General features: G+C 44.6%; 23 protein-coding genes. 18 read left to right on the top strand and 5 right to left on the bottom strand.

What is annotated here, in order from left to right:
* Nucleotides 1-41: 41 nt before the first annotated feature.
* The 3 genes from B0180_RS07260 to hemW are packed head-to-tail and all read left to right on the top strand — an operon-like array spanning nucleotide 42 to nucleotide 2847.
* Nucleotides 42-452 (top strand): hypothetical protein, encoded by a 411-nt coding sequence (locus tag B0180_RS07260; RefSeq protein WP_233424952.1) that lies wholly within the window; start codon nucleotides 42-44, stop codon nucleotides 450-452.
* A 30-nt stretch (nucleotides 453-482) separates the two neighbouring features.
* Nucleotides 483-1667 carry a DEAD/DEAH box helicase gene (locus B0180_RS07255; protein WP_078256324.1) on the top strand — a complete coding sequence of 395 codons (1185 nt, stop codon included), beginning with the start codon at nucleotides 483-485 and terminating at the stop codon, nucleotides 1665-1667.
* A 4-nt stretch (nucleotides 1668-1671) separates the two neighbouring features.
* Nucleotides 1672-2847 carry a radical SAM family heme chaperone HemW gene (gene hemW, locus B0180_RS07250; RefSeq protein ID WP_078256469.1) on the top strand — a complete coding sequence of 392 codons (1176 nt, stop codon included), beginning with the start codon at nucleotides 1672-1674 and terminating at the stop codon, nucleotides 2845-2847.
* Between the two features lie 59 nt (nucleotides 2848-2906).
* Here hemW and B0180_RS07245 read toward each other — a convergent pair whose 3' ends face one another.
* Complete coding sequence (locus tag B0180_RS07245) at nucleotides 2907-3047, bottom strand: entericidin A/B family lipoprotein (protein ID WP_078256323.1); 141 nt, start codon at nucleotides 3045-3047, stop codon at nucleotides 2907-2909.
* 231 nt (nucleotides 3048-3278) lie between these two features.
* Here B0180_RS07245 and B0180_RS07240 point away from each other — a divergent pair, with 231 nt between their 5' ends.
* The 3 genes from B0180_RS07240 to B0180_RS07230 all read left to right on the top strand — a co-directional run bounded on the left by B0180_RS07240 (nucleotide 3279) and on the right by B0180_RS07230 (nucleotide 4764).
* Complete coding sequence (locus B0180_RS07240; protein WP_078256322.1) at nucleotides 3279-3824, top strand: tRNA (cytidine(34)-2'-O)-methyltransferase; 546 nt, start codon at nucleotides 3279-3281, stop codon at nucleotides 3822-3824.
* Between the two features lie 45 nt (nucleotides 3825-3869).
* Complete coding sequence (locus B0180_RS07235) at nucleotides 3870-4211, top strand: 5-carboxymethyl-2-hydroxymuconate Delta-isomerase (protein WP_078256321.1); 342 nt, start codon at nucleotides 3870-3872, stop codon at nucleotides 4209-4211.
* A gap of 115 nt (nucleotides 4212-4326) precedes the next feature.
* On the top strand, nucleotides 4327-4764 hold the full coding sequence (locus B0180_RS07230) for an HIT domain-containing protein (protein WP_078256320.1): 438 nt from the start codon (nucleotides 4327-4329) through the stop codon (nucleotides 4762-4764).
* Between the two features lie 219 nt (nucleotides 4765-4983).
* Here the strand turns inward: B0180_RS07230 and B0180_RS07225 are convergent, their stop codons facing one another.
* Nucleotides 4984-5817, bottom strand: coding sequence for a hypothetical protein (locus B0180_RS07225; RefSeq protein ID WP_078256319.1), 834 nt, complete (start codon nucleotides 5815-5817; stop codon nucleotides 4984-4986).
* 172 nt (nucleotides 5818-5989) lie between these two features.
* On the bottom strand, nucleotides 5990-6202 hold the full coding sequence (locus B0180_RS07220; protein ID WP_078256318.1) for a DUF2905 domain-containing protein: 213 nt from the start codon (nucleotides 6200-6202) through the stop codon (nucleotides 5990-5992).
* 84 nt (nucleotides 6203-6286) lie between these two features.
* On the opposite strand from B0180_RS07220, the gene B0180_RS07215 reads away from it, so the two are divergent.
* The 11 genes from B0180_RS07215 (at nucleotide 6287) to lptB (ending at nucleotide 15513) form a co-directional block, all read left to right on the top strand.
* On the top strand, nucleotides 6287-7489 hold the full coding sequence (locus tag B0180_RS07215; RefSeq protein WP_078256317.1) for a carboxynorspermidine decarboxylase: 1203 nt from the start codon (nucleotides 6287-6289) through the stop codon (nucleotides 7487-7489).
* A 191-nt stretch (nucleotides 7490-7680) separates the two neighbouring features.
* Nucleotides 7681-8931, top strand: a complete 1251-nt coding sequence (locus B0180_RS07210; protein WP_078256316.1) for a saccharopine dehydrogenase family protein — start codon at nucleotides 7681-7683, stop codon at nucleotides 8929-8931.
* A gap of 120 nt (nucleotides 8932-9051) precedes the next feature.
* Complete coding sequence (locus B0180_RS07205) at nucleotides 9052-9648, top strand: 6-pyruvoyl trahydropterin synthase family protein (RefSeq protein WP_078256315.1); 597 nt, start codon at nucleotides 9052-9054, stop codon at nucleotides 9646-9648.
* Nucleotides 9645-10091, top strand: a complete 447-nt coding sequence (gene tsaE / locus B0180_RS07200) for a tRNA (adenosine(37)-N6)-threonylcarbamoyltransferase complex ATPase subunit type 1 TsaE (protein ID WP_078256314.1) — start codon at nucleotides 9645-9647, stop codon at nucleotides 10089-10091. Before B0180_RS07205 ends, tsaE begins: the two co-directional genes overlap by 4 nt.
* The gene (miaA, locus tag B0180_RS07195; RefSeq protein WP_078256313.1) at nucleotides 10091-11200 is read left to right on the top strand and encodes a tRNA (adenosine(37)-N6)-dimethylallyltransferase MiaA; all 1110 of its coding nucleotides are present in this window, start codon (nucleotides 10091-10093) and stop codon (nucleotides 11198-11200) included. Before tsaE ends, miaA begins: the two co-directional genes overlap by 1 nt.
* 55 nt (nucleotides 11201-11255) lie before the next feature.
* Nucleotides 11256-11897, top strand: coding sequence for an RNA chaperone Hfq (gene hfq, locus B0180_RS07190; RefSeq protein ID WP_078256312.1), 642 nt, complete (start codon nucleotides 11256-11258; stop codon nucleotides 11895-11897).
* A 184-nt stretch (nucleotides 11898-12081) separates the two neighbouring features.
* Nucleotides 12082-13059, top strand: a complete 978-nt coding sequence (locus tag B0180_RS07185; protein WP_143821295.1) for a KpsF/GutQ family sugar-phosphate isomerase — start codon at nucleotides 12082-12084, stop codon at nucleotides 13057-13059.
* Nucleotides 13060-13112: 53 nt separating this feature from the next.
* The gene (locus B0180_RS07180; RefSeq protein WP_078256311.1) at nucleotides 13113-13634 is read left to right on the top strand and encodes a KdsC family phosphatase; all 522 of its coding nucleotides are present in this window, start codon (nucleotides 13113-13115) and stop codon (nucleotides 13632-13634) included.
* A 9-nt stretch (nucleotides 13635-13643) separates the two neighbouring features.
* Nucleotides 13644-14219, top strand: coding sequence for an LPS export ABC transporter periplasmic protein LptC (gene lptC / locus B0180_RS07175; RefSeq protein WP_078256310.1), 576 nt, complete (start codon nucleotides 13644-13646; stop codon nucleotides 14217-14219).
* 31 nt (nucleotides 14220-14250) lie between these two features.
* The gene (gene lptA, locus B0180_RS07170; protein ID WP_078256309.1) at nucleotides 14251-14778 is read left to right on the top strand and encodes a lipopolysaccharide transport periplasmic protein LptA; all 528 of its coding nucleotides are present in this window, start codon (nucleotides 14251-14253) and stop codon (nucleotides 14776-14778) included.
* Nucleotides 14779-14787: 9 nt separating this feature from the next.
* A complete protein-coding gene (gene lptB, locus B0180_RS07165; protein ID WP_078256308.1) occupies nucleotides 14788-15513 on the top strand; it encodes an LPS export ABC transporter ATP-binding protein in 726 nt (241 codons plus the stop codon).
* A 76-nt stretch (nucleotides 15514-15589) separates the two neighbouring features.
* Here the strand turns inward: lptB and putA are convergent, their stop codons facing one another.
* Nucleotides 15590-19174: a bifunctional proline dehydrogenase/L-glutamate gamma-semialdehyde dehydrogenase PutA gene (gene putA / locus B0180_RS07160; protein WP_078256307.1), complete on the bottom strand. Its 3585-nt coding sequence runs from the start codon at nucleotides 19172-19174 to the stop codon at nucleotides 15590-15592.
* A 342-nt stretch (nucleotides 19175-19516) separates the two neighbouring features.
* Here putA and B0180_RS07155 point away from each other — a divergent pair, with 342 nt between their 5' ends.
* Nucleotides 19517-20275: a YoaK family protein gene (locus B0180_RS07155; RefSeq protein WP_078256306.1), complete on the top strand. Its 759-nt coding sequence runs from the start codon at nucleotides 19517-19519 to the stop codon at nucleotides 20273-20275.
* A 38-nt stretch (nucleotides 20276-20313) separates the two neighbouring features.
* Here B0180_RS07155 and B0180_RS07150 read toward each other — a convergent pair whose 3' ends face one another.
* Entirely contained in the window at nucleotides 20314-21759 is a 1446-nt protein-coding gene (locus B0180_RS07150) for a M16 family metallopeptidase (protein ID WP_078256305.1), read from the bottom strand.
* Nucleotides 21760-21765 lie beyond the last annotated feature (6 nt).

Raw genomic sequence — 21765 nt, 5'->3', positions numbered from 1 at the left:
AGTTGATCATAAAATACACCAAAACACACCGGAATATGATGATGAAAAATAAGTTGATGCGTAGTTTGGCTATTTTGGCATTGGGCTTACCGGCGGTGGCTTATGCAAATACTGCCGCGCCTGAAGCGTCTTTGACCCAACAAGAGCAAATGGCGGCGGATTTTTGCGATTTTGCAACTTATGGGGTGATGCGTATCGCTGGCGCTCGTCAAGGCGGCGCAACCAAATCTGAGGTGCTCACTAGCCATGGTGAGAGCATGACTGAGCTAAAAAAACTCATCGATCCGCAAACTGCTGCGACACTTGACAAGTATTGGAAAGATGCCATTGATAGAATGTTTCAAGAATCGGTTCTAAAAACCGACGCCGAAAAACAAGCGTTCGTAATGAGTGTGGGCGAGTCATCTTTTTATTCTTGTCTTGAGCAAATCCTTGAAGCCCCCAAAAATTAATCGCAACACCGCAAGCCTGATGGTATTCTTATGACCGAAACGACTTTTAAAAATTTTGATGACTTGCCATTGTCTGAGGCGACTTTAAAGGCGGTGCAAGCACTAAAATTTGATCAATTAACTCCCATTCAAGCACAGATTTTGCCGCACACCTTGGCAAACCAAGATGCCATTGGGCAGGCGCAAACTGGCACAGGCAAGACGGCGACATTTTTGATTACCATCATTGAGTCACTATTAAAGCGTCCATTTGCTGATGATGAAGTCCGCTATCTTGGCGAACCCAGAGCGCTGGTTTTGGCGCCTACCCGAGAGCTTGCGCAGCAGATTTTGGCGGACTGTCGCGAGCTGACTCGATTTAGTCAGCTTTATAATTTGTGCATTACAGGCGGCGCCGATTTTGATAAGCAGCTTGAGCAGCTACACAAAAGACCGCTGGATATTTTGATTGGTACGCCAGGGCGCATCATCGACTGGGTTAATAAAGGCGAGCTTTTTTTGGATCGTGTCGAGGTATTTGTGCTTGATGAAGCTGATCGCATGCTGGATATGGGCTTCATCCCTGATATCAAGCGCATCGTCCGGCACATGCCAAGCAACACCGAGCGCCAAAGCCTTTTGTTTTCGGCAACTTTCAATCAGGATGTGATGAATTTGGCTTATCGCTGGCTGCATCAGCCAGCATTTGTTGAGATCGCACCTGAAAGCAAAACCAATCAGTCGATTGATCAGCAATTTTACTTGGTCACTGAGCGTGAAAAAATGAGCGCGCTTAAGCAGATTTTGGCGGATGATTTGGTGAAAAAAACGATCGTTTTTGCCAATCGTAAAGATCAGGTCAAGCGCCTGTATGATCATCTGCGCCGCCATCACGAGGTGACGATGCTGTCTGGAGATGTGGCTCAGCAAAAACGAGAGCGCTACCTTCAGCGTTTCAAAGACGGTGAGGTCAATGTACTGGTAGCAACGGATGTGGCAGGTCGCGGCATTCATGTGGATGATGTGACACATGTGATTAACTATACTTTGCCTGAGATGCCTGATGATTATGTGCATCGTATAGGTCGTACAGGGCGAGCTGGTTTGAGTGGTGTATCCATCAGTTTTGTGAGTGAAAATGACGCTTTTAACTTGCCTGCGCTTGAGTCGCATGTCGATCAAAAATTCAAGCTCAGCCAATTTGAGTTTTTGGATGAGCAAGAACAAGGATCATGAGCGCATGCATCCTGATTTATTAGATCCTGCTCATATTCCACTGTCGCTATATATTCACATTCCTTGGTGTGTCAAAAAATGCCCTTATTGCGATTTTAACTCGCATGCCTTGCCAAACCAAGCACCATTTGACAGCTATGTCGAAGCGCTGCTCAGCGATGCTTTGTCTCAACAAAGCTTGGTATCAAATCGTCAGATTGATACGGTATTTATCGGTGGAGGCACGCCGTCTTTATTGCCCATCGAATCATTCGCGCGGCTGTTTGATGGACTGCGGCTGATTTATCATTTTTCGCCTGACTGTGAGGTGACACTTGAGGCAAATCCTGGTGCGCTTGAGCATTCGCCTTTTGATGAGTATCTCAAGATCGGCATTAATCGCTTGTCCATTGGCGTTCAAAGCTTTGATCACAGCGCCCTAAAAGTATTGGGACGTATTCACAATCCCGATCAAGCATCAAACGCCATTCGTGCCGCACGCGCAGCTGGGTTTGATCGTGTCAATGCCGATTTGATGTATGGTCTGCCCAATCAAGACCCTTTAAAAGCGGTCAATGATATTCAAGCTGCCATTGATGCCGGCGCAACCCACTTATCTTGGTATCAGCTGACGATAGAGCCAAATACCGCCTTTTATCGTACTCCGCCGCATTTGCCAGACGAAGAAGTGATGGCGCAAATTGAAACTTTAGGGCGTGATGTACTGACGAAGCATGGATTTTCTAATTATGAAGTCAGTGCTTGGTGCGGTCCAAATGATGCCCCTTGTCGGCATAATCTCAACTATTGGCAGTTTGGCGACTATTTGGCGATCGGCGCTGGGGCGCATGGTAAGCTAACTTTCAAAAACCATCCAAATCACCAAGATGGTATTTATCGTTATCAAAAATCGCGCCTGCCCAAAGACTATCTTTCATTTGAAGATGCGCCTAAAATGATTAACTTTGAGCGCATTGCTGATGAAAACTTGCCGTTTGAATTTATGATGAATGCGCTTCGTCTAAAAGATGGGGTGGGTGCTGATTTATTTGAGACGCGCACGGGGCTTTTGATCAGTACGATTGATAACGAACTGCTGCCTTTACAGCATCAGGGGCTGATGGTCTCAGATCCTTTACGCATAGCACCGACGCGTCTTGGGTTTCGATATGTCAATCATTTGGTCAGTCAATTTATCTGATGCATACATAAAAAGATCCACTCAGATGAGCGGATCTTTTTTAAGCTTAATGAGCCAAATTAGATTTGGTTTTCAACTTTTTGTGCGGTGTTTGATACAGCGTCACCAGTTTTTGAGACATCTTTACCAAATCCTTTGACAGTGTTGCAACCAGTCAAAACAACAACGGCAGCGATAGATGCGATCAATACTTTTTTCATGAGACATTCCTTAGTGATTTAATAAATTCATGTGAATTGTGAACTCACAACGCTATATTAGCGAAGTTTTTGATTAATTTCTAGCGATAGATGCGATTTGATAATACTTTTTACATTTTGTAAACTTTTGGCAAGATTTATAAATTTTACCTTTGAATTTCACCAAAATCTGGCGCAATGAGCCGTTTCGGAGTACAATAGGCGGCATCGTCACAGTTGTAAGTAAATTTCATGTCAAAATCTTCAGATGCGCTCATTCATATCGTGCTATACTCCCCAAAAATTCCTAATAATACTGGCAGTATCATCCGTTTATGCGCTAACACTGGCGCTCAGCTGCACTTGGTCAAGCCGCTAGGATTTGAGCTCGATGACACTCGCCTAAAGCGGGCAGGGCTTGATTATCATGAATACGCAACCCTAAGAGTTCATGATCACTGGCAGGATGCCAGATCGGCGCTCGAATCGGTGGGTGTGACGCGTATTGTTGCGATGACGACTAAGTTTAGCCGCCCGTTTTATGAATATCGCTTTGGGCTGGATAATCACCGTCATAAAGTCGCCTTGGTGTTTGGTTCAGAGACTGATGGGCTGCCTGAAGATGTGCGTGCTGACATTGGTGCTGATCATTGGCTGCGACTGCCGATGTTGCCGGATTCGCGCAGTTTGAACTTAGCCAATAGCGTAGGTATTTGCCTATATGAAGTGTGGCGTCAGCTTGGATTTGTGGGCGATGTTGGGCAGAGTGTGGGCTACCACAAACCAACATCAAGATAATTTAAGTGGTTGATTTGGATAAATTTTGGATAAAAAGGGATAGTTATGCCACAAGTAATCATTGAGATATCACCAAACGTAGCTGCTGATGATATGATCATTCTTAGAACGATTAATCGGGCGCTGGATAACAGCGGAGTGTTTCGTCTGCAGGACATTAAAACTCGGCTCTATCGCCCAAAGGCATTTTTGATTGGAGATGGTCGTGATGATGCCGCCTTTATTTATGTCAAAGTAGCGATAATGAAAGGTCGGAGCGATACCATTAAAGAGCAGCTTGCCAAATCCGTATTAAGTGAGCTTAAAAATGTGTTTGGGGCAGATTATCCGACCCTGAGTTATGGTGTGGAAGTGGTAGATTTGGCAGACAATTATCAAAAAGCTTGATGCGATTTAAGCCTTGGCGACTGGCAAACTTTGATCAGTGTAGGATTGCAAATCTTTTTTGCCATCCAAATTTATGCTACAATATCGCTATTTATAACAACAATATGAGCGAGCTATGTTTCAATTACATCCGACACTTGCCAAAGATACCTTTTTGGTCGGTGACTTTCCTTTATCGACTGTGCGTCTGATGAATGATTGCCAATTTCCTTGGCTAATCTTGGTGCCGCGCGTTTCTGGCATCAAAGAAATCTATGAGTTATCAGCAGCTGACCAAGTGCAATTTTTGCGTGAGTCAAGCTGGGTATCTAGCCAAATGGCAAAAATTTTTGGTGCAGATAAAATGAATGTTGCTGCTTTGGGTAATCAAGTACCGCAGCTGCATTTTCATCACATTGTACGTTATCAAAATGATGCCGCGTGGCCAAATCCAGTTTGGGGTCGTCCAGTGATGCCTTACACCCAAGAGGTGCTCAGCCACATGCAGCAAACGCTCATGATGGCATTACGCGGTCATCATCAAATGCCATTTGACTGGAAGATGGATGTTTAGGATTTAAGTCTTTGATTTATATAATTATTTATTTTGCTTAGTGTATCATATACCACTTAAAATACGCCAATAATTATAATAAACGCCATCTGAATTCAACTACGCCCCAAAGGTTATCCAACTTTTGGGGCGTAGCTTATAGTAACTAAGGTTTTATGGACATATCCGTGCAGATAATTTAACTTTAATTTTTAGAATTAAAAATATCTAAATCAAAACTCATGATTTATCAGGATTGTCTTTTTCGGTGATGATATCAGCATCTGGATCACCGAAGCTTAAGATATCACCAAAGTTTGGCTGAACTTTTAACAAAAGCTGTTGGGCTTTTAGATGACCATCATTCACTTGTGCTTTTTTGAGATTTTTCATGATCATATCGCTGTTTTTTAGCCAGCGACCAATTTCAAGATAAATAACATTACCTTTATGTTCGGTAAACGGGATGCCTTTGATCTTAATTTTATTCAAAATAAACGGCAACGGATCTTTACGCAGTAGCGCACGATATAGACCCACGCCAAGTCGTGCAGCTGGGGCTTTGTACCATTGTTTGCTGTGTAGCTCGATCACTTCTGTGTCACTGATTTGCTTAAGCACTATCCGCTGGGCGTGGCGATCCAACTGAAGATGAACCAGCTCAAAGTTACTTGCAACTGTCGTATATAGCCCCATGATATCCACTGTGCAGGTTAGCCTAAGCCAGCCATCATGAATATCCAATTTTAAATTATGCAAAAGCTTAACATTTTTTGTAACAAACTTATATAAAGCATCATTGACTTGCTTTTGAGTCAGTGTTACCAAAAGTTCATCCACCAAATTATCTGCTGCTTTGACATAGCCGTGCTTAATATTGCCAAAAGTCTGCTGCCAGCTTAGCAGTAGGCTTTCATTGAATAAACTGCTTTGTTTGGTATTAAATTGATTGTCAAAAACCACATTATCTGTTTGATCTTGATCAACATGATAAAAGGTATTGCCGTCGCCATTTTTGGCGATGTGGGCAGCAGGTGTCTGAGAATAAGGGTGATTTATTTGAGTATTATCCATATGATTTGATCTTAAAATTGATTATCCTAAAGCAGCCTTAGCTTGGCAAGCAAAGCCCGATAAATATAAATTGATGATTATTTTAGCAAATTTTTGGTGGGATAAGATGGGTGAATCAGTAACTTTTTGTAGCTTTAAAAAGTATGTGATCTCGTCAACGCCGATCGATCATCTAACGCCGAAAAATATGTAAAACAATGCTCAACACCACGCTAATAATGATCATGGTAACAATCGGAAAATAAACGCGCGTCTGCCCACTTGGAGAATGATAGCTGATATCGCCAGGCAATTTACCAAACCATGAAAGTGCGTTTGGGAAAATGTTCAAAATAATACCAAGAAAAACAAAAACGATGCCAATTAAAAGAAATATTTTTGCCATAAAGATCTGAATGCCTGCCTTTTAAAACAAATCTACCAAAAATTTTGTTAAAATATAGCATAAATTTTATCAAGGAAATTCACCATGAGTCAATTTTTTGCTCGATTAACGCCTGAACAAAAAGAGCTTTTGGCAACCATTCAAACGCCATATTATTTGCTTGATGAGCGTGCCATCATTGACAATCTCACCATCAGCCAAAAGGTCTGTGATGAATCAGGCGCCAAAGCCTTGCTTGCGCTCAAATGCTTTGCTACTTGGGGGGTTTTTGAATCGATGCAGCCTTATCTTCACGGTACAACTTCTTCGTCATTGAAGGAAGTGCGTCTGGGCAAAGAGTGTTTTGGCGGCGAAACACACGCTTATAGCGTGGCTTATGCCGATCACGAAATCGAAGAAGTGCTGAGTTATTGCGATAAAATTATTTTTAATTCTTTTAATCAATTAAATAGATTTGGACAACTGGCTCGCGATAAAAATATCCCTGTTGGACTTCGTCTAAACCCCCAAACCAGCAACTCATCATTCATCATCGCGGATCCTGCCAGACCATTTAGTCGCTTAGGTGAACATGATGTTGAAGCCATTGTGGCGGTAGCCGATCAGATCACTGGCGTGATGATCCATAATAATTGTGAAAATAATGATTTTGAGGCATTTAGCCAAAGCTTGGCAGATATAGAAAAGCGCTTTGGTGAATTATTTCATCGCTTAGAATGGATTAGCTTTGGTGGCGGTATTCACTATATTGATCCAAACTATCCTTTAGATAAATTTATCAGTCGTCTAAAATCTTTTAGCGAAACCTACGGCGTGCAAATTTACCTTGAGCCTGGAGAAGCGTCGGTACATCAAGGTGCTGTGCTGGTAACCAGTGTGCTTGATACGCTGCATAATGGTAAGCCTCTGGCGGTAGTTGATGCATCCATTGAGGCGCATATGTTAGATTTGCTGATTTATCGCCAATCTTCGCCGCTGGCTTATGTCAATGACACAGCTTATGATATTGCAGGCACAGATTTTGATGGCACATCGGCAGATGAGACCTCGATACGAATCTATGGCAAATCTTGCTTGGCGGGCGATATTTTTGGTGATTACGCACTGAGCGAGCCTCTAAAAATCGGCGATAAAGTCGCTTTTGGAAATGCTGCTGCCTATACGATGGTTAAGAAAAATTGGTTTAATGGCGTTGATATGCCATCGATCGTGATCATTCGCCAAGATGGTGACATCGTCGTTCAGCGCCAATTTGATTATGAAGATTATAAAGCCAGTCTGTCCTAAGCCAAAGATAGATTTTGAGCATAAATGATTGCCTAGGTGCTTGAAAATAAGGCAAAAAATCGCTATCATTAAAGGCTTTGTCGTCAATGGCAAATGATTCGGGTGTATGAATTTTCCTTGAAGTCTTCCTTTTTAATTCATGCACAAATATTGATAAGCCCATTTCAATCATTGGGCACTAAGGAGGATTTATGTCTCAGGCAAAAAACGTACTCATCATTGGCGCAGGTGGTGTGGCTCAGGTTGTTGCGCACAAATGCGCAATGGCAAATGATATTTTTGGGGAAATTCACATCGCATCGCGCACGATTGATAAATGTCAAGCGATTGCCCAAGATGTCGCCCAAAAGGGCAGTTTCAAGCGCGATGCAATTTTGCATACGCATGCTGTGGATGCGATGGACAGTCAAGCTGTGGCCGAACTGATCCGTCAGACAGATACAGACATCGTAATCAATGTTGGTTCACCGTTTGTTAATATGAGCGTAATGGACGCGTGTATCGAAACTGGTACGCATTATCTAGATACTGCCATTTATGAAGATCCGCGTAAGATTTGTGAAACCCCACCTTGGTATGAAAACTATGAGTGGAAAAAACGCGAAGCCTTCAAAAAAGCCGGCGCAACTGCCATCTTAGGCGTGGGCTTTGATCCTGGTGTTGTCAATGCATACGCACGGTTGGGCGTTGAATATTTTGACAAAGATAGCGTGACTGATATTGATATCATTGATATTAATGCCGGCAGCCATGGCAAATATTTTGCGACCAATTTTGACCCTGAGATTAATTTTCGTGAATTCACTGGCGTGGTGTATTCTTGGCAAAATAGCCAATGGCAGACCAACCAAATGTTTGAAGTCAAGCGCACGGATGATTTACCGGTCGTGGGTGTCCAAAACAGCTATCTGAGTGGGCACGATGAACTTCACTCATTGCACAAAAACTTAAATGTGCCAAATATCCGTTTTTGGATGGGATTTGGCGATCATTACATCAATGTGTTTGGCGTGCTAAAAAATCTTGGACTACTATCAGAGCAGCCTGTTACCACCGCTGAAGGTCTAGAAGTCATACCGCTAAAAGTAGTCAAGGCGGTTTTGCCTGATCCTGCTAGCCTTGCTGAGAACTATACAGGCAAAACTTGCATCGGCAATAAAGTAAAGGGTCAAAAAAGCGGCGAGACCCAAGAGATATTCATTTATAATATCGTCGATCATGAAGAAGCTTATGCCGAAGTTGGCAGTCAAGGCATCTCTTATACCGCAGGTGTGCCCCCTGTCGCGGCGGCGCTTTTGATCGCCAGTGGTGAGTGGGACGCAGGTACTATGGTCAATGTCGAAGAGCTTGACGCCAGGCCATTTATCAATCTGCTTAATACCATGGGTTTGACAACGCGCATTGCCGATAAAGATGGCGATCGCTTGCTAGAATTTAACTAATCTATATTTTAGGCACACAGCGCAGCAACGCAAATGCTTTGCTGCGTTTTTGCTTTTTGTCAAAAATCACCTGTGATATAATCATTCTAAACGAGCAAAATAGTACAATAAAGGCTTATCATGCGAATTCGCAAACTGTTTAAATTTGAAAATGCACACATCGTGCGCAACTGCTCATCTGATCGCTGCAAACGATCCATACATGGTCACAGCTATGAAGTTGAGCTGATTTTGGAGGCGCATCGCCTTGATCATGGTCAAATGGTTTATGATTTTGGACTGTTGAAGCATAATATCAAAGATATCATAGATAGTTTTGATCACGCCATCACTTTTTGGGATAAAGACGATCCAGGCTATATCCAAGCCTGCAAGGACTTCAGCGCACGATGGGTGAGTTTGCCTGTGTCGCCTTCAGCCGAGCAGTTTAGCCGAGTGATTTTCTTTTGGGCAGATGCCATCTTAAGCCAAACCATCATGCAAAACGGTGAGCAAGATATCAGCGTTTATTCTGTGATCGTCCATGAGACAGCCACAGGCTATGCTCAGTGTTTTCGACAAGATGTTTTAAATGAACAGATGGGTAAGCTTAGCTTAGCTGATTTTGAATTCAGTGAGCAAGTCAAATCAGAATGGGGCGACCCTCAGATGTATGATAAGCTGCTAAAAGGTGAATCTTTTGTCAATCCCAAGGTGGATTTGCAGGTTCAAGTATGAACAGCCAAACTTTATCACTACACACTGAAGCAGACACTAAGGTACTTGCCGAAAAATTGGCTCAGATGAACTTGTCGGGCAGTGTGTGGTTATCAGGTGATTTGGGGGCAGGTAAAACCACTTTTGTACGCTATTGGCTACAAGCCATGGGTCACAAAGGCGCTGTCAAAAGCCCCACTTATACACTGGTAGAGCCTTATCAAATCAATATACAAGGGGGGCTAAAGCCTGTTTATCACGCTGATTTATATCGCTTGAATGATCCTGAAGAGCTTGATTTTATTGGTTTTTATGAATATCTTGATGAGCCAAATAGCCTTGTTATCATTGAGTGGGCAAGCCAAGCCAGTCAAGTCCTGCCTAAGCCTGATTATCGCATTGATATCATCCGCCATCTTGATGACACAAGGGTCGTGACCTTGACAGGCTTTGAGGAAGCGTGATGGATCTGCCGCATTATACTGATTTGCCGGATAACAGTGTTGTTTGCCTGATGTCTCCGACCGCCAGTGGCAAGACAGATTTGGCGTTCAAGCTGTACGATACGGGCAGATTTGAGCTGATCTCTGTGGACAGTGCGCTGATTTATCAAGGTATGGATATTGGTACTGCCAAACCAACCAAAGATGAGCTTAGAGCTTATCCGCATCATTTGGTGGATATTTTGACGCCCACTCAGAGCTACAGCGTGGCAAATTTTGTCCAAGATGTGGAGCGCTTGATTGGCGAGATTCATGCGCGCAATAAAATCCCTGTTTTGGTCGGCGGAACGATGATGTATTATATGGCGCTGCTTGATGGGATATCCACAGTACCACAAACCAAGCCAATCATCCGCAATCAAGTCAAAGCTTGGCATGATGAAAAAGGCAATGAAGCTTTGTATGAATACCTAAAGCAGCATGACCCTGTGATTTGCCAAAAGCTCAAAGTTACAGACACACAGCGCATCACCCGTGCGGTTGAGGTGCACATGCAAACCGGTAAGCCCTTAAGTGAATGGCAATCGACGCCCAAAGTAGCGATCAGCGATCACCCAAAATGGCATTGGTATGCTATCATCGTCACGCCAGACAGAGCTTGGCTGCATGAGCGGATCGAACAAAGGCTTGAAAAAATGTGGGCGGATGGATTTTTGCAAGAAGTGATCGGACTCATTGAGCATCATTCAGATCTGACAGCTGACATGCCGGCGCTGCGTGCCGTCGGATATCGCCAAGCGCTTGATTATTTGATCGCAATTGACCATCCCTGCATTACCTCTCATCCCGGGCTTAAGACATATTATGATGCTCAAACATCTAACAAAAACCAAGAAATTGGCTCAATTCATCAAGATTTTAACAAAAAATTTAAAAAAACCATGACAAATGCAGGGGATTTGGCTTGTCAAGATATGAAAAATAAGGCATTATATGCTACAAGACAGTTGGCAAAACGCCAATATACTTGGCTGAAGCAATTGGCACAGACAGATAACCCAACCAAAAATAATTTAACAATAGTATCATTTAATAGCATAAAACAAGTAGAACAGCAATTGTTGCAATAACTTATGAGGAATTTCCCCGTTTGCATTGCTTTAGCTATTTAGATTGGAGAAACTTATGTCAAAAGGACAAACTTTACAAGACCCATTTTTGAATGCTTTGCGTAAAGATCGTATTCCAGTATCAATTTTTTTGGTTAATGGCATAAAGCTACAAGGACAGATCGAATCTTTTGATCAATATGTTGTCTTATTAAAGAATACAGTCAGCCAAATGGTGTATAAGCACGCCATTTCAACGGTTGTACCCACCAGAAACCCCCGCACAGAAGGTGGCTCTACACCAGCTCAATCCACAGGTGGATACCAAGGCGCTAATTTGGGCGTCATGACCAGTGGTACTTATCAAGGCAGTGGCTTTGAGCGCCAAAATCAAGGCGGATTTGACCGCGGTGGTATGGGCTACCAAGGCAGCTCTCGTCCACAGGGCGGCTTTACTCGCACGCCCCAGAGCGGCTTTGAGCGCCAAAATCAAGGCGGATTTGACCGCGGTGGTATGGGCTATCAAGGTGGCGGCATGGGTGGCATCAATCACACAGGATTTGATCGTCAAAGCTTTGATCGTTCAGGCTTTGAAGAGCGTGGATTTGATGGTAAAGCTTTTGAAAGCAGTGATACCAGAAATTTTAACCGCTCAGGCTTTGATGCTAAGCCAGACCCAAAATTTAATCATGACGATGATTTTGAGAATCAGTCCTAATCCAGTTATAACCTGACTTATTCAGTTTAAAATGCAATATTTTGTAATCAAACTTGTATGCGAGCTTATCGTGTACAAGTTTTTTCTTGGGGATGTTTTATAGGTCATAAACTGCAAAATACCAGTCAATAGACAGATAAAATGTGCTATTATTATGATCCAAGTTTTTGATGAATTAATGATAATGAGACAAAATAACCTTGCGCCCAGCGATTACATTCAAGATGCTATTGACGCGATCCGTACCGAACAGCGTGCTTTAGACCTGTTGATTGATGAGCTTGATGAGCGTTTTGTCAATGCGTGTCAGGCGATTTTGAATTGTTCTGGACGCGTGGTAGTAACAGGCATGGGCAAGTCTGGACATATCGGTCGTAAGATTGCTGCTACTTTTGCATCGACGGGCACGCCAGCCTTTTTTATGCATCCTGGGGAAGCGGGGCATGGTGATCTGGGGATGCTGGTAAAAGGAGATGTGCTCATTGCCATCTCAAATTCGGGTGAGTCAGATGAGATACGCATGCTGCTGCCTGTCGTCAAGCAGTTAAAAATCCCGCTCATTAGCATCAGTCGCGATAAGCGCGGAGTTTTGCCAAGATCGGCGGACATTGCATTGACTTTAGGTCTGTCCGAAGAAGCGTGCCCTCTTGGGCTTGCACCAACTTCAAGTACCACAGCGACACTGGCTTTGGGCGATGCGTTGGCGGTGGCGCTATTGCACGCACGTGGATTTACCAGTCATGATTTTGCGCTTTCTCATCCTGCGGGCGCACTTGGGCGTAAGCTTTTGACGCGTGTTTCTGACATCATGCATACCGACAATTTGCCCGTTGTGCATCATAAATCAAGCTTGAATGAAACTTTATTGGCTATGACCAGTGGGCGCCTAGGTCTTGCTGTAATTGTCGATGATGAAGATAACGTGGTCGGTATTTTTACCGATGGGGATTTGCGCCGTAAATTGGCGGAGCAGACTAAGCTGACCGTTGAAATTCAGACACTGATGACCAAGACGCCAAAATCTGCTGATGAGCAGATGCGCGCATCTGATGCACTTACTTTGATGAACGAAAATGCAATCAGTCAGTTATTGGTACTAAAAGACCATCAATTAATCGGCGTAATTAGTATTCATGATATACTAAAAGCTGGCGTCAGCTAACTTGAGTATAGCTAAACTCAAATTCCGTTGATCAAAATTAAAAAGATAAAGCCATGAATGAAATTCACCAAAAAGCCAAAAATGTCAAACTCTTTGCCATGGATGTCGACGGCATTTTATCGGATGGGCAAATCATTTATAATTCTGAAGGTGTCGAAACCAAAGCATTTTATGTGCAAGATGGTTTGGGCTTGCAAGCGCTAAGACAGTCAGGTGTGACTTTAGCCATCATCACAGGTCGAAGCTCTGCCATGGTAGATCGACGCGCCAAAGAGCTTGGCATTGCACACATCATCCAGGGTCGAGACGATAAATTTACTGCTTTGGCAGGGCTTGCCAAGGCGCTTGGATTTGAGCTGTCGCAGTGTGCTTATATGGGCGATGATCTGCCTGATCTAAAAGCCGTGCGTGAGGCAGGCTTTGGGATCAGTGTGCCTAATGGGTGTGAGCAGATTAAGGCGGTTTCAGATTATATCACTACCAAAACTGGAGGTCATGGCGCGGTCAGGGAGGTTTGTGAGCTGATTTTAAAGGCGCAAAATAACTTTGATGCATTCATTGCAAAATTTGAATAGGCAGCCCAAATGAACTTTCGTATTTTAAGTGTGTTGGGTGTGATGGCGTTGGCGGTTGCGGCGTGGTTTTTTTATCAAGAAGATGTCGAGGTCAAGCCTGCTTTGCCTGAAGCGCCGACTGTAGACTCTGAAGTCACCCAAATCAAAGCCATCCAATCCGATCCTGAAACTGGCGAAACAGAATATACACTGACCGCCGATTCATTGGTTCAAAATGCCAATGGTCAAGATGAAATGCTCGGCGCGACCATTCATTGGCAGCCCCCACAGGGTGAAACCTACACGCTGATCGCTGACCGTGCGACGCTTGATCAAGGCAGTGGTGAGTTACGATTATCCCAAGGGTTTCGGTTGGTGCGTGCAGCGACTGCTGATAAGCCTGAAATGATCATTGAGGGCTTGAGCATTATTGGCAATACCAAAGATCGCACTGTATCAAGCCAAGAGGCTCTGACTGTGCAGCAGGGCATGGATAGCTTTAAAGCGCAGGGTTTTCGAGCGAATCTACAAACTGGCGAGTATGAGTTTGATCGCATCGAAGTGCTTTTTGATGCGCCTAAGCGTCAGAATAAGGCGTTATTTTAATTAAATTTTCTTAAGTTTTTCAAGGTTTTATATGAAAACTGGTTCTGTAATTACAAAATACTTATTTTTAGCGTGCATAGTCAGTGCACCGATGATTGCTTCAGCATTACCTTCTGATGCCAATCAGCCGATTCGCTTATTGGCTGATCGAGCTACTTATAGTGAGCGTACAGGCGTAACCACCTATTCAGGAAAAGTGACGATTGAGCAGGGCACCTTAAAGATCGCCGCCGATAATTTGACAGTGAATCTTGATACCAATAATCGCAGCATCAAGTCAGCGGTTGCGACAGGGCGACCTGCCACCATGCAGCAGGTGGTGACCCAAGAAAAAGGCTTGGCAAAAGGGCAGGCAAATCGCATTGATTATAACGCCGTGAGTGGGATTGTGACGCTCACAGGTAATGCCAAACTGACTCAGGCTGGATCGAGTTTTTCAGGCAATACGATTCGCTATAGTCTATCTGCCGGCGATGTCGAAGCCAATGCTGGCGGCGGTCAGCGTGTAGAGCTGGTCTTTCCGCCAAGTGATTCAAATTCTCGAAGTGGTTTGCGCTAAGGTCTGAAGATGACAGTATTATCGATGCGCCACTTGGGCAAGCGTTATGGTCAAAGATGGGTGGTCAAAGATGTCTCTTTTGAGATTGAGCAAGGTCAAGTGGTAGGAATTTTGGGTCCTAATGGCGCAGGTAAAACCACAAGTTTTTATATGGTGATCGGGCTTGTGCCTATGGATAAAGGTCGCGTGATCTTGGGTGATCAAGACATCTCAAAAAATGCAATGCATGAGCGCGCCGCCAAAGGCATTGGCTATCTACCCCAGGAGGCTTCGATTTTTCGTAAGCTGACTGTCGAACAAAACATCATGGCAATCTTGCAGACGCGCAAGGACTTAACTCAATCACAGCAGCATCAGCAGCTTGAAAAGCTGATGGCTGATTTTCATCTGGAACATGTCCGCCATTCGTTGGGTATGAGCGTATCAGGGGGCGAGCGTAGAAGGTGTGAGATTGCCCGCTGCTTGGCATCAGACCCCAAATTTATCCTGTTGGATGAGCCATTTGCCGGCGTCGATCCCATTTCAGTAGGCGATATCATGCAGGTCATCGAAACATTGCGCGAGCGTGGTATTGGCGTCTTGATTACCGATCATAATGTTCGCGAAACGCTTTCAATTTGCCAAAAAGCTTATATTGTTTCTGAAGGGGCAATCATCGCCGAAGGAAATAAAGATGAAATTTTATCCAATGAGCTGGTTCGTAAGGTTTATTTGGGTAAAGATTTCGTTGCTTAAGTATTTATATAATTATTATATTTTATTATGATAAAACCGCTCCAAGATAGAGCGGTTTTATTTTGATCACGAAGGACTACGCTGAAGCCATGAGACTGGCATTGCCCCCAGCGGCGGTCGTATTATAACTTTGGCTGATTTCATGATACAGCCTTGTCATATCAAGCCCTGAAGTGGCGTCAATGATACGGCGAATCGAGCCATCCAAATCGGCAAAGCGAAGTCGCTCATCTGACGGCATGTCTGATAGCGCCACAATAACATCATTCATATCAGCCGCTGGCTGCTCAACCACTTGTAGAACACCCTCAAGGTCAGCAGCATAATCTGCCAATGCGTGAGAAGGACAGACTTGGGCGATGACGCCATTTAGCGCCAATACTGCCAAAGCGACCAAGCTGTCAGCTAAGTTGCCGCCATAAATGGCAACCGATTGCGGCGCGCGCCAGCTTAGGGTATTGGCTTCGCCGGTCGGTCCTGGCAAGACAGCCACAGCTTCATTCAAAGATGAATTGATGGCTTGTTGTACAATGGCATTAAACCTCGCCTGTTCAGCATCTGACACTAAGAGCTTGCGCGCCAGATGCTGCACTTTACCCAGTCCTGCATGATCAATGATCGCTGGCGTGTCAATAACGGGTTTTTGCCAGTTTGTCAGCTTGCTTAGACGCTGAAGATAAAACGGACCACCTGCCTTAGGACCTGTTCCACTCATGGCATGACCCCCAAAGGGCTGTACACCTACTACAGCACCAACGATATTTCGGTTGATATACACATTACCTGCTTCTATACGATCGGTAATTTGTTCAATCGTGGCATCAATGCGGCTATGAATCCCATGCGTTAGTGCATAGCCTTTTTTATTGATACTATCAATCAAATCATTGAGCTCATGCGCGCCAAAGCGCACGACGTGTAAAACAGGACCGAAAACCTCTTTTTTGAGCTGCGACAAGTCATTCAGCTCAAACAAAATCGGTGCAACAAAGGTCGATGGTGCCTGCGATCGGATGGCAACTTCATGATAAGGCGCGATTTGTTTGAGTGTGTTAATATGTTCAAGCAAGTTCTTTTGGGCTTCTTCATCAATCACAGGACCAACATCGGTCGCCAGCGAAGCAGGGTCATTGACGATTAATTCATCCATTGCGCCTTTGATCATCCCAATCACATGATCGGCGATATCTTCTTGGATACATAAAATTCTCAGTGCAGAGCAGCGCTGACCTGCCGAATCAAACGCTGAAGCCAACACATCGGCACAGACTTGCTCGGGTAGGGCGGTGCTATCGACAATCATGGCATTCATGCCACCCGTTTCAGCGATGAGCACAGGTTTGTCATCACGTGCCGCCAAATGCTTATTGATACGCTTTGCCACATCGGTTGAGCCAGTGAAAATCACCCCATTGATTCGCTCATCTGCTGTCAAAGCTGCGCCCACATCACCTGCGCCCAAGACAAGCTGCAATACTTCTTTGGGAGCGCCTGCCTCGTGGAGCCAAGATACCGCCAAATGCGCGATTAAACTGGTTTGTTCGGCAGGTTTAGCCACGACAGTGTTACCCGTCACCAAAGCAGAGACGACCTCGCCAACGAAAATCGCCAAAGGAAAATTCCATGGGCTGATCGCAGCCACTGTGCCAATGGGACTTGTCAGATTCAGGGCTTCGGCTTCATCGGCATAATAGCGACAAAAATCAGCAGCTTCGCGCACTTCGGCGATGGCATTTAATAAAGTCTTGCCCGCTTCACGGACAGCCACCATCATCAAAAGCGCCATGCGCGCAGGCTCTTCCATCAAATCGGCAAATCGCCGCAGTATCGCCGCTCGCTCAGCTGCACTCACTGCTTGCCATCCTGATTGCGCGCGCACTGCCACATCGATCACATTGGGGATGCTCTCTGGATCGATAAAAGAGACTTGACCGACCACATCACGATGATCGCTTGGATTTAGGACTTGGTGGGGCGGCTTGTGACTGACTGTGGTTGCCGTTATTGAGTGAATATCAAATGCAATGGCAGTCGCCGACTGCATCGCATCTTGGAGTCTGGCAAGTACATGTTCATTGGTCAAATCCAGACCAAGGGAGTTTTGGCGCTCGCCATAAATATGTCTTGGTAGCGGCGTCAGTGGATTTTGGGAGATGCCATTGGCTTTTACAATATCAATGGGAGATTCGATCAGTTCATCAATACTGACATTTTCATCGACAATGCGATTGACAAATGACGAGTTGGCACCATTTTCTAGCAAGCGGCGCACCAAATACGCCAACAAAGTCTTATGCGTGCCGACAGGCGCATAAATACGCACTCGCCGACCTAAGTTCTTTTCGCCAACAACTTGATCATACAGCGTCTCGCCCATGCCGTGTAAGCACTGAAATTCGTACTCTTTGTCTTTACCCATCTCATAGATAGTAGCAAGACTTTGGGCGTTATGTGTAGCAAATTGTGGGTAAATCACATCTTGGGCTGCCAGTAGTTTTTGCGCACACGCCAGATAAGACACATCAGTGTGCACTTTACGCGTGTAGACAGGGTAGCCGCTCAAGCCATCGACTTGCGCCCACTTGATCTCGCTGTCCCAATAAGCGCCTTTGACCAAACGAATCATCAGTTTTTGGTTGTGGCGCCGCGCCAAATCAACCAAATAGTCGATCACATAGGGGCATCGTTTTTGGTAAGCTTGCACCACAAAGCCGATGCCATGAAAGCCTGCCAAATCAGGATCGCTGACCAGTTTTTCCATCAAATCCAGCGACAGCTCAAGGCGGTTGGCTTCCTCGGCATCAATATTTAGACCGATATTATACTGTTTGGCAAGCACAAAAAGTGCTTTTAGGCGTGGTAGAAGTTCATTCATCACGCGTTCATGCTGAGCACGAAAATAACGCGGATGAATGGCGGACAACTTAACAGAGATACCATTGCCTTCATAGACGCCGCATCCAGCGGCATCTTTACCGATCGCATGAATGGCGGTGACATAATCTTGATAGTAGCGGTCAGCATCTTCGGTGGTCATCGCCGCTTCACCCAGCATATCAAAGCTGAAGCGATAGCCCATTTTTTCGCGCTCTTTGCCATTGGCGAGTGCTTCATCAATGGTCTGTCCAGTGACAAATTGTTTGCCCAAGATTTTCATGGCATGATTGACACCAGTACGAATGAATGGCGCACCGCCTTTTTGGAGTACTCGTGTCAATGCTGAACTTAAGCCTTTTTCGTTGGTTGGCTGAGTCAGCTTGCCTGTCAAGACCAAGCCCCACGCCGCCGCATTGACAAACATGGAGGGGCTGTGACCGACATGGCTTTTCCAGTCACCATCAGCCAACTTATCTTGGATCAGTCGATCGCGCGTGGCGGTATCAGGAATGCGCAGTAGCGCCTCAGCCAAGCACATCAATGCCACACCTTCTTCACTGGATAGCGAAAACTCGTGCATAAGTGCATCCACGCCAGATGACTTGCTGCGATCGGCGCGAACTTGGGTAATCAGACGGTGAGCAAGGGTGCTGATTCTTGCTTTTTCTTCGTCATTGAAATTTAGAGTTTCTAATAAATTTGTTACGGCAGTGACTTCATCCAGTCGGTAGGCACTGGTGATGGCGTCGCGTAATTGGGATTGTGGCTGAGTAAAATTAAACATAGAACAACTCGTCAGGAAAGTAGCACAAATAAAACTTAAATCCAATATACAAATGTTAATTATATATCACAAAAATGTATAAACCAAGTTTATTTTAAAGTGTTTTAAGGGCAATTTATGAAATTTTATGATAATAAAATAACGCTCATTTCTGAATGACCATCAATCAATCCCTTTAATGAATGTATCTCAATAAATTCATATGAATTTGCAATATAATGCCTATGTTCCAAGTTTAGACACTCTGATGATGAATGAGCGTTTGGTTCATGCTATTTTGTTGCTGATATGTAATCTTGTGCTATATAATGGCTGCCTAATGGACGATGGGGGCAAAAATTCATGAAAATCATGGGGGAGGTTATCCCAACTTGGGTGCTCATAGGTGCTGTGGTTTTGGCATTTTGTGCAGGTATTTTAAATACCACTGCCTTAATGGGCATCACTCATATCTCAGCATCGCATGTGACAGGCAATGTCAGCTTATTTGTGGTTTCGATGCTTGCAGGCGATTGGTCAAATTTTAAGTTATTGTTAATATCCATCGCGTCATTTTGGCTAGGATCGGTATTAAGTGGCGCCATCATCGGCTCAAGCGAACTGAACATCCGCCGAAATTATGGCTATGCCATGCTCTTAGAAGTGCTGATGCTGTGCTTGAGTCTGTGGATGTATTTGTCAGAGCATCATTTTTTTGGGCAAATGCTCATCGCCATGGCGTGCGGACTTCAAAATTCAATGGTCGCCACTTACCATGGTACAGTCATTCGTACGACTCATTTGACCGGCATTACTTCAGATTTGGGTTCGGCGGTAGGGAATTGGCTGATTGGTCGGCGTGTGAGCCTGCGCAAAATCATTTTGCACAGCTCGCTATGGTGGGCGTTTTTTATCGGCAGTGCTGTGGCGGTAATTTTATATATGCACATCGGGTACTTATCGATGATTTTGCCAATTATCATCATTTTAATCGCTGCATTATTTTATAATCAAATGGGCAGGCTCTATACCCAAATGTCGCGGCTCACGCGCCTAAAACTGATCCAAAATCAGCGAAGAAAACGCCGCCCAAGGTCTCATCGCTCCAACATATCCACCTAAAACATGCCAAAACGCTTGGCATGTTTTATGGGTTTGGGTTATTTATCCAAATTTGGTTTGGTTTTACCGACGGTGATGATGATAAATTCATCAGGCTTGATGCGCTGTCTTAAGGCAGCATTGACGCTATCAATGGTGGCGTTATCAAGCCGCTCTAAGCGAGTGTGGATATGGTCTTTTGGATATTCTGAGACGACCAAAGAGCTGACTGTGCTATGGATACTGGCGTTACTTGAAAAAAGATTGGCAAAGCCATTTTTATTGCCTAAGCGCACCAATTCAAGCTCTTCATGAGTGACACCATCTGCCAAAGATTGGGTGATGATCTGTAGCGTATCTTTGATCGCGTCGGCAGCTTTATCGCCATCCGTTGAAAATTTAACCATATAACTGCCGCCTGCTTTTAGCCGCTCCATGCTGCCATAAATGCCATAGGTGTAGCCTTTTTGTTCGCGGATGGTTTTCATCAATCGGGCATTAAAATCACCACCTGCCAAAATTTCATTACCCAATGCAAAATCGCTGAATGCTTGACGGCTTGACGCATCATTTTGCTCTTTATCGGCGATGTGTCCGATGATGATTTGGGTTTGGCTGCTGTCATGCGGAATATGGATGTGCTTGGCTTGAGCTGGCTTGACGACAGCCAAGGCATCTTTATAAGACTTGCCCGCTGGCAGCTGACTGGTCAAGCGATTAGCAAATGTCTTGGCAGATTCAATATCCATATCCCCAGTGATGATCACGGTTGCATTATTAGCGTTAATAAAAGTGCGCCAAAAACTGATCAGATCGTTACGCGACATCGCATCTAAAGTTTTTTCATCACCTGTCACAGCGTGGGCATAAGGATGATCACCATAGACGGCTTGATGATAAGCCAAACCAGCGACATAAGCAGGGTTTTGTTTTTGCTGCTTTAGGCTGACCATCAGACGCTGTTTGTTACGCTCCAAAACTTTATCATCAAAGTCAGGATTTGCCAGCGCATCTACCATCAAATCTGCTGCTTTCGTTATGATTGAGGGATCGGACAAACTTCTGAGCGATAAAGACAAGCCATCTTTACTGGCATTGCTCGAAAGATTCACGCCAAGCTGCTCTTTGGCGGCTATAAATTCATCTTCAGGCAGTGTTTGGGTGCCTTGGGTAAGCATGGTTGCCACCATATTGGCGGTGCCTGCAGTGTCATCATAAGCTGACCCAGCAAAAAAATGCAAATCCACATCCACAATCGGCAGCTCATGCAGCGGCGTAAAAGCCACTGTCACGCCGTTGTCTGTTTGGAAATAGTGAGTTTTTGGGATATGGACACTTAAGTCGCCCAGCTGATTGATACTATCAATGATACTATCATCAGCAAGCCTAAGCTCGCTGCTGGTGGGTGTGTGATCATGCGCCATATTCGCCTGAACGCTGGGGCTGAAAATAAATAAAGTACTGCTGATGGCTGCTGCCAAGCTATGTTTTATAAGTGCTTTCATGATTTC

Source organism: Moraxella canis, assembly GCF_002014965.1.
Lineage (GTDB): Bacteria > Pseudomonadota > Gammaproteobacteria > Pseudomonadales > Moraxellaceae > Moraxella > Moraxella canis.
Note: the sequence above shows the minus strand (reverse complement) of the source record. Positions and strands in the feature narration are given on the sequence as shown.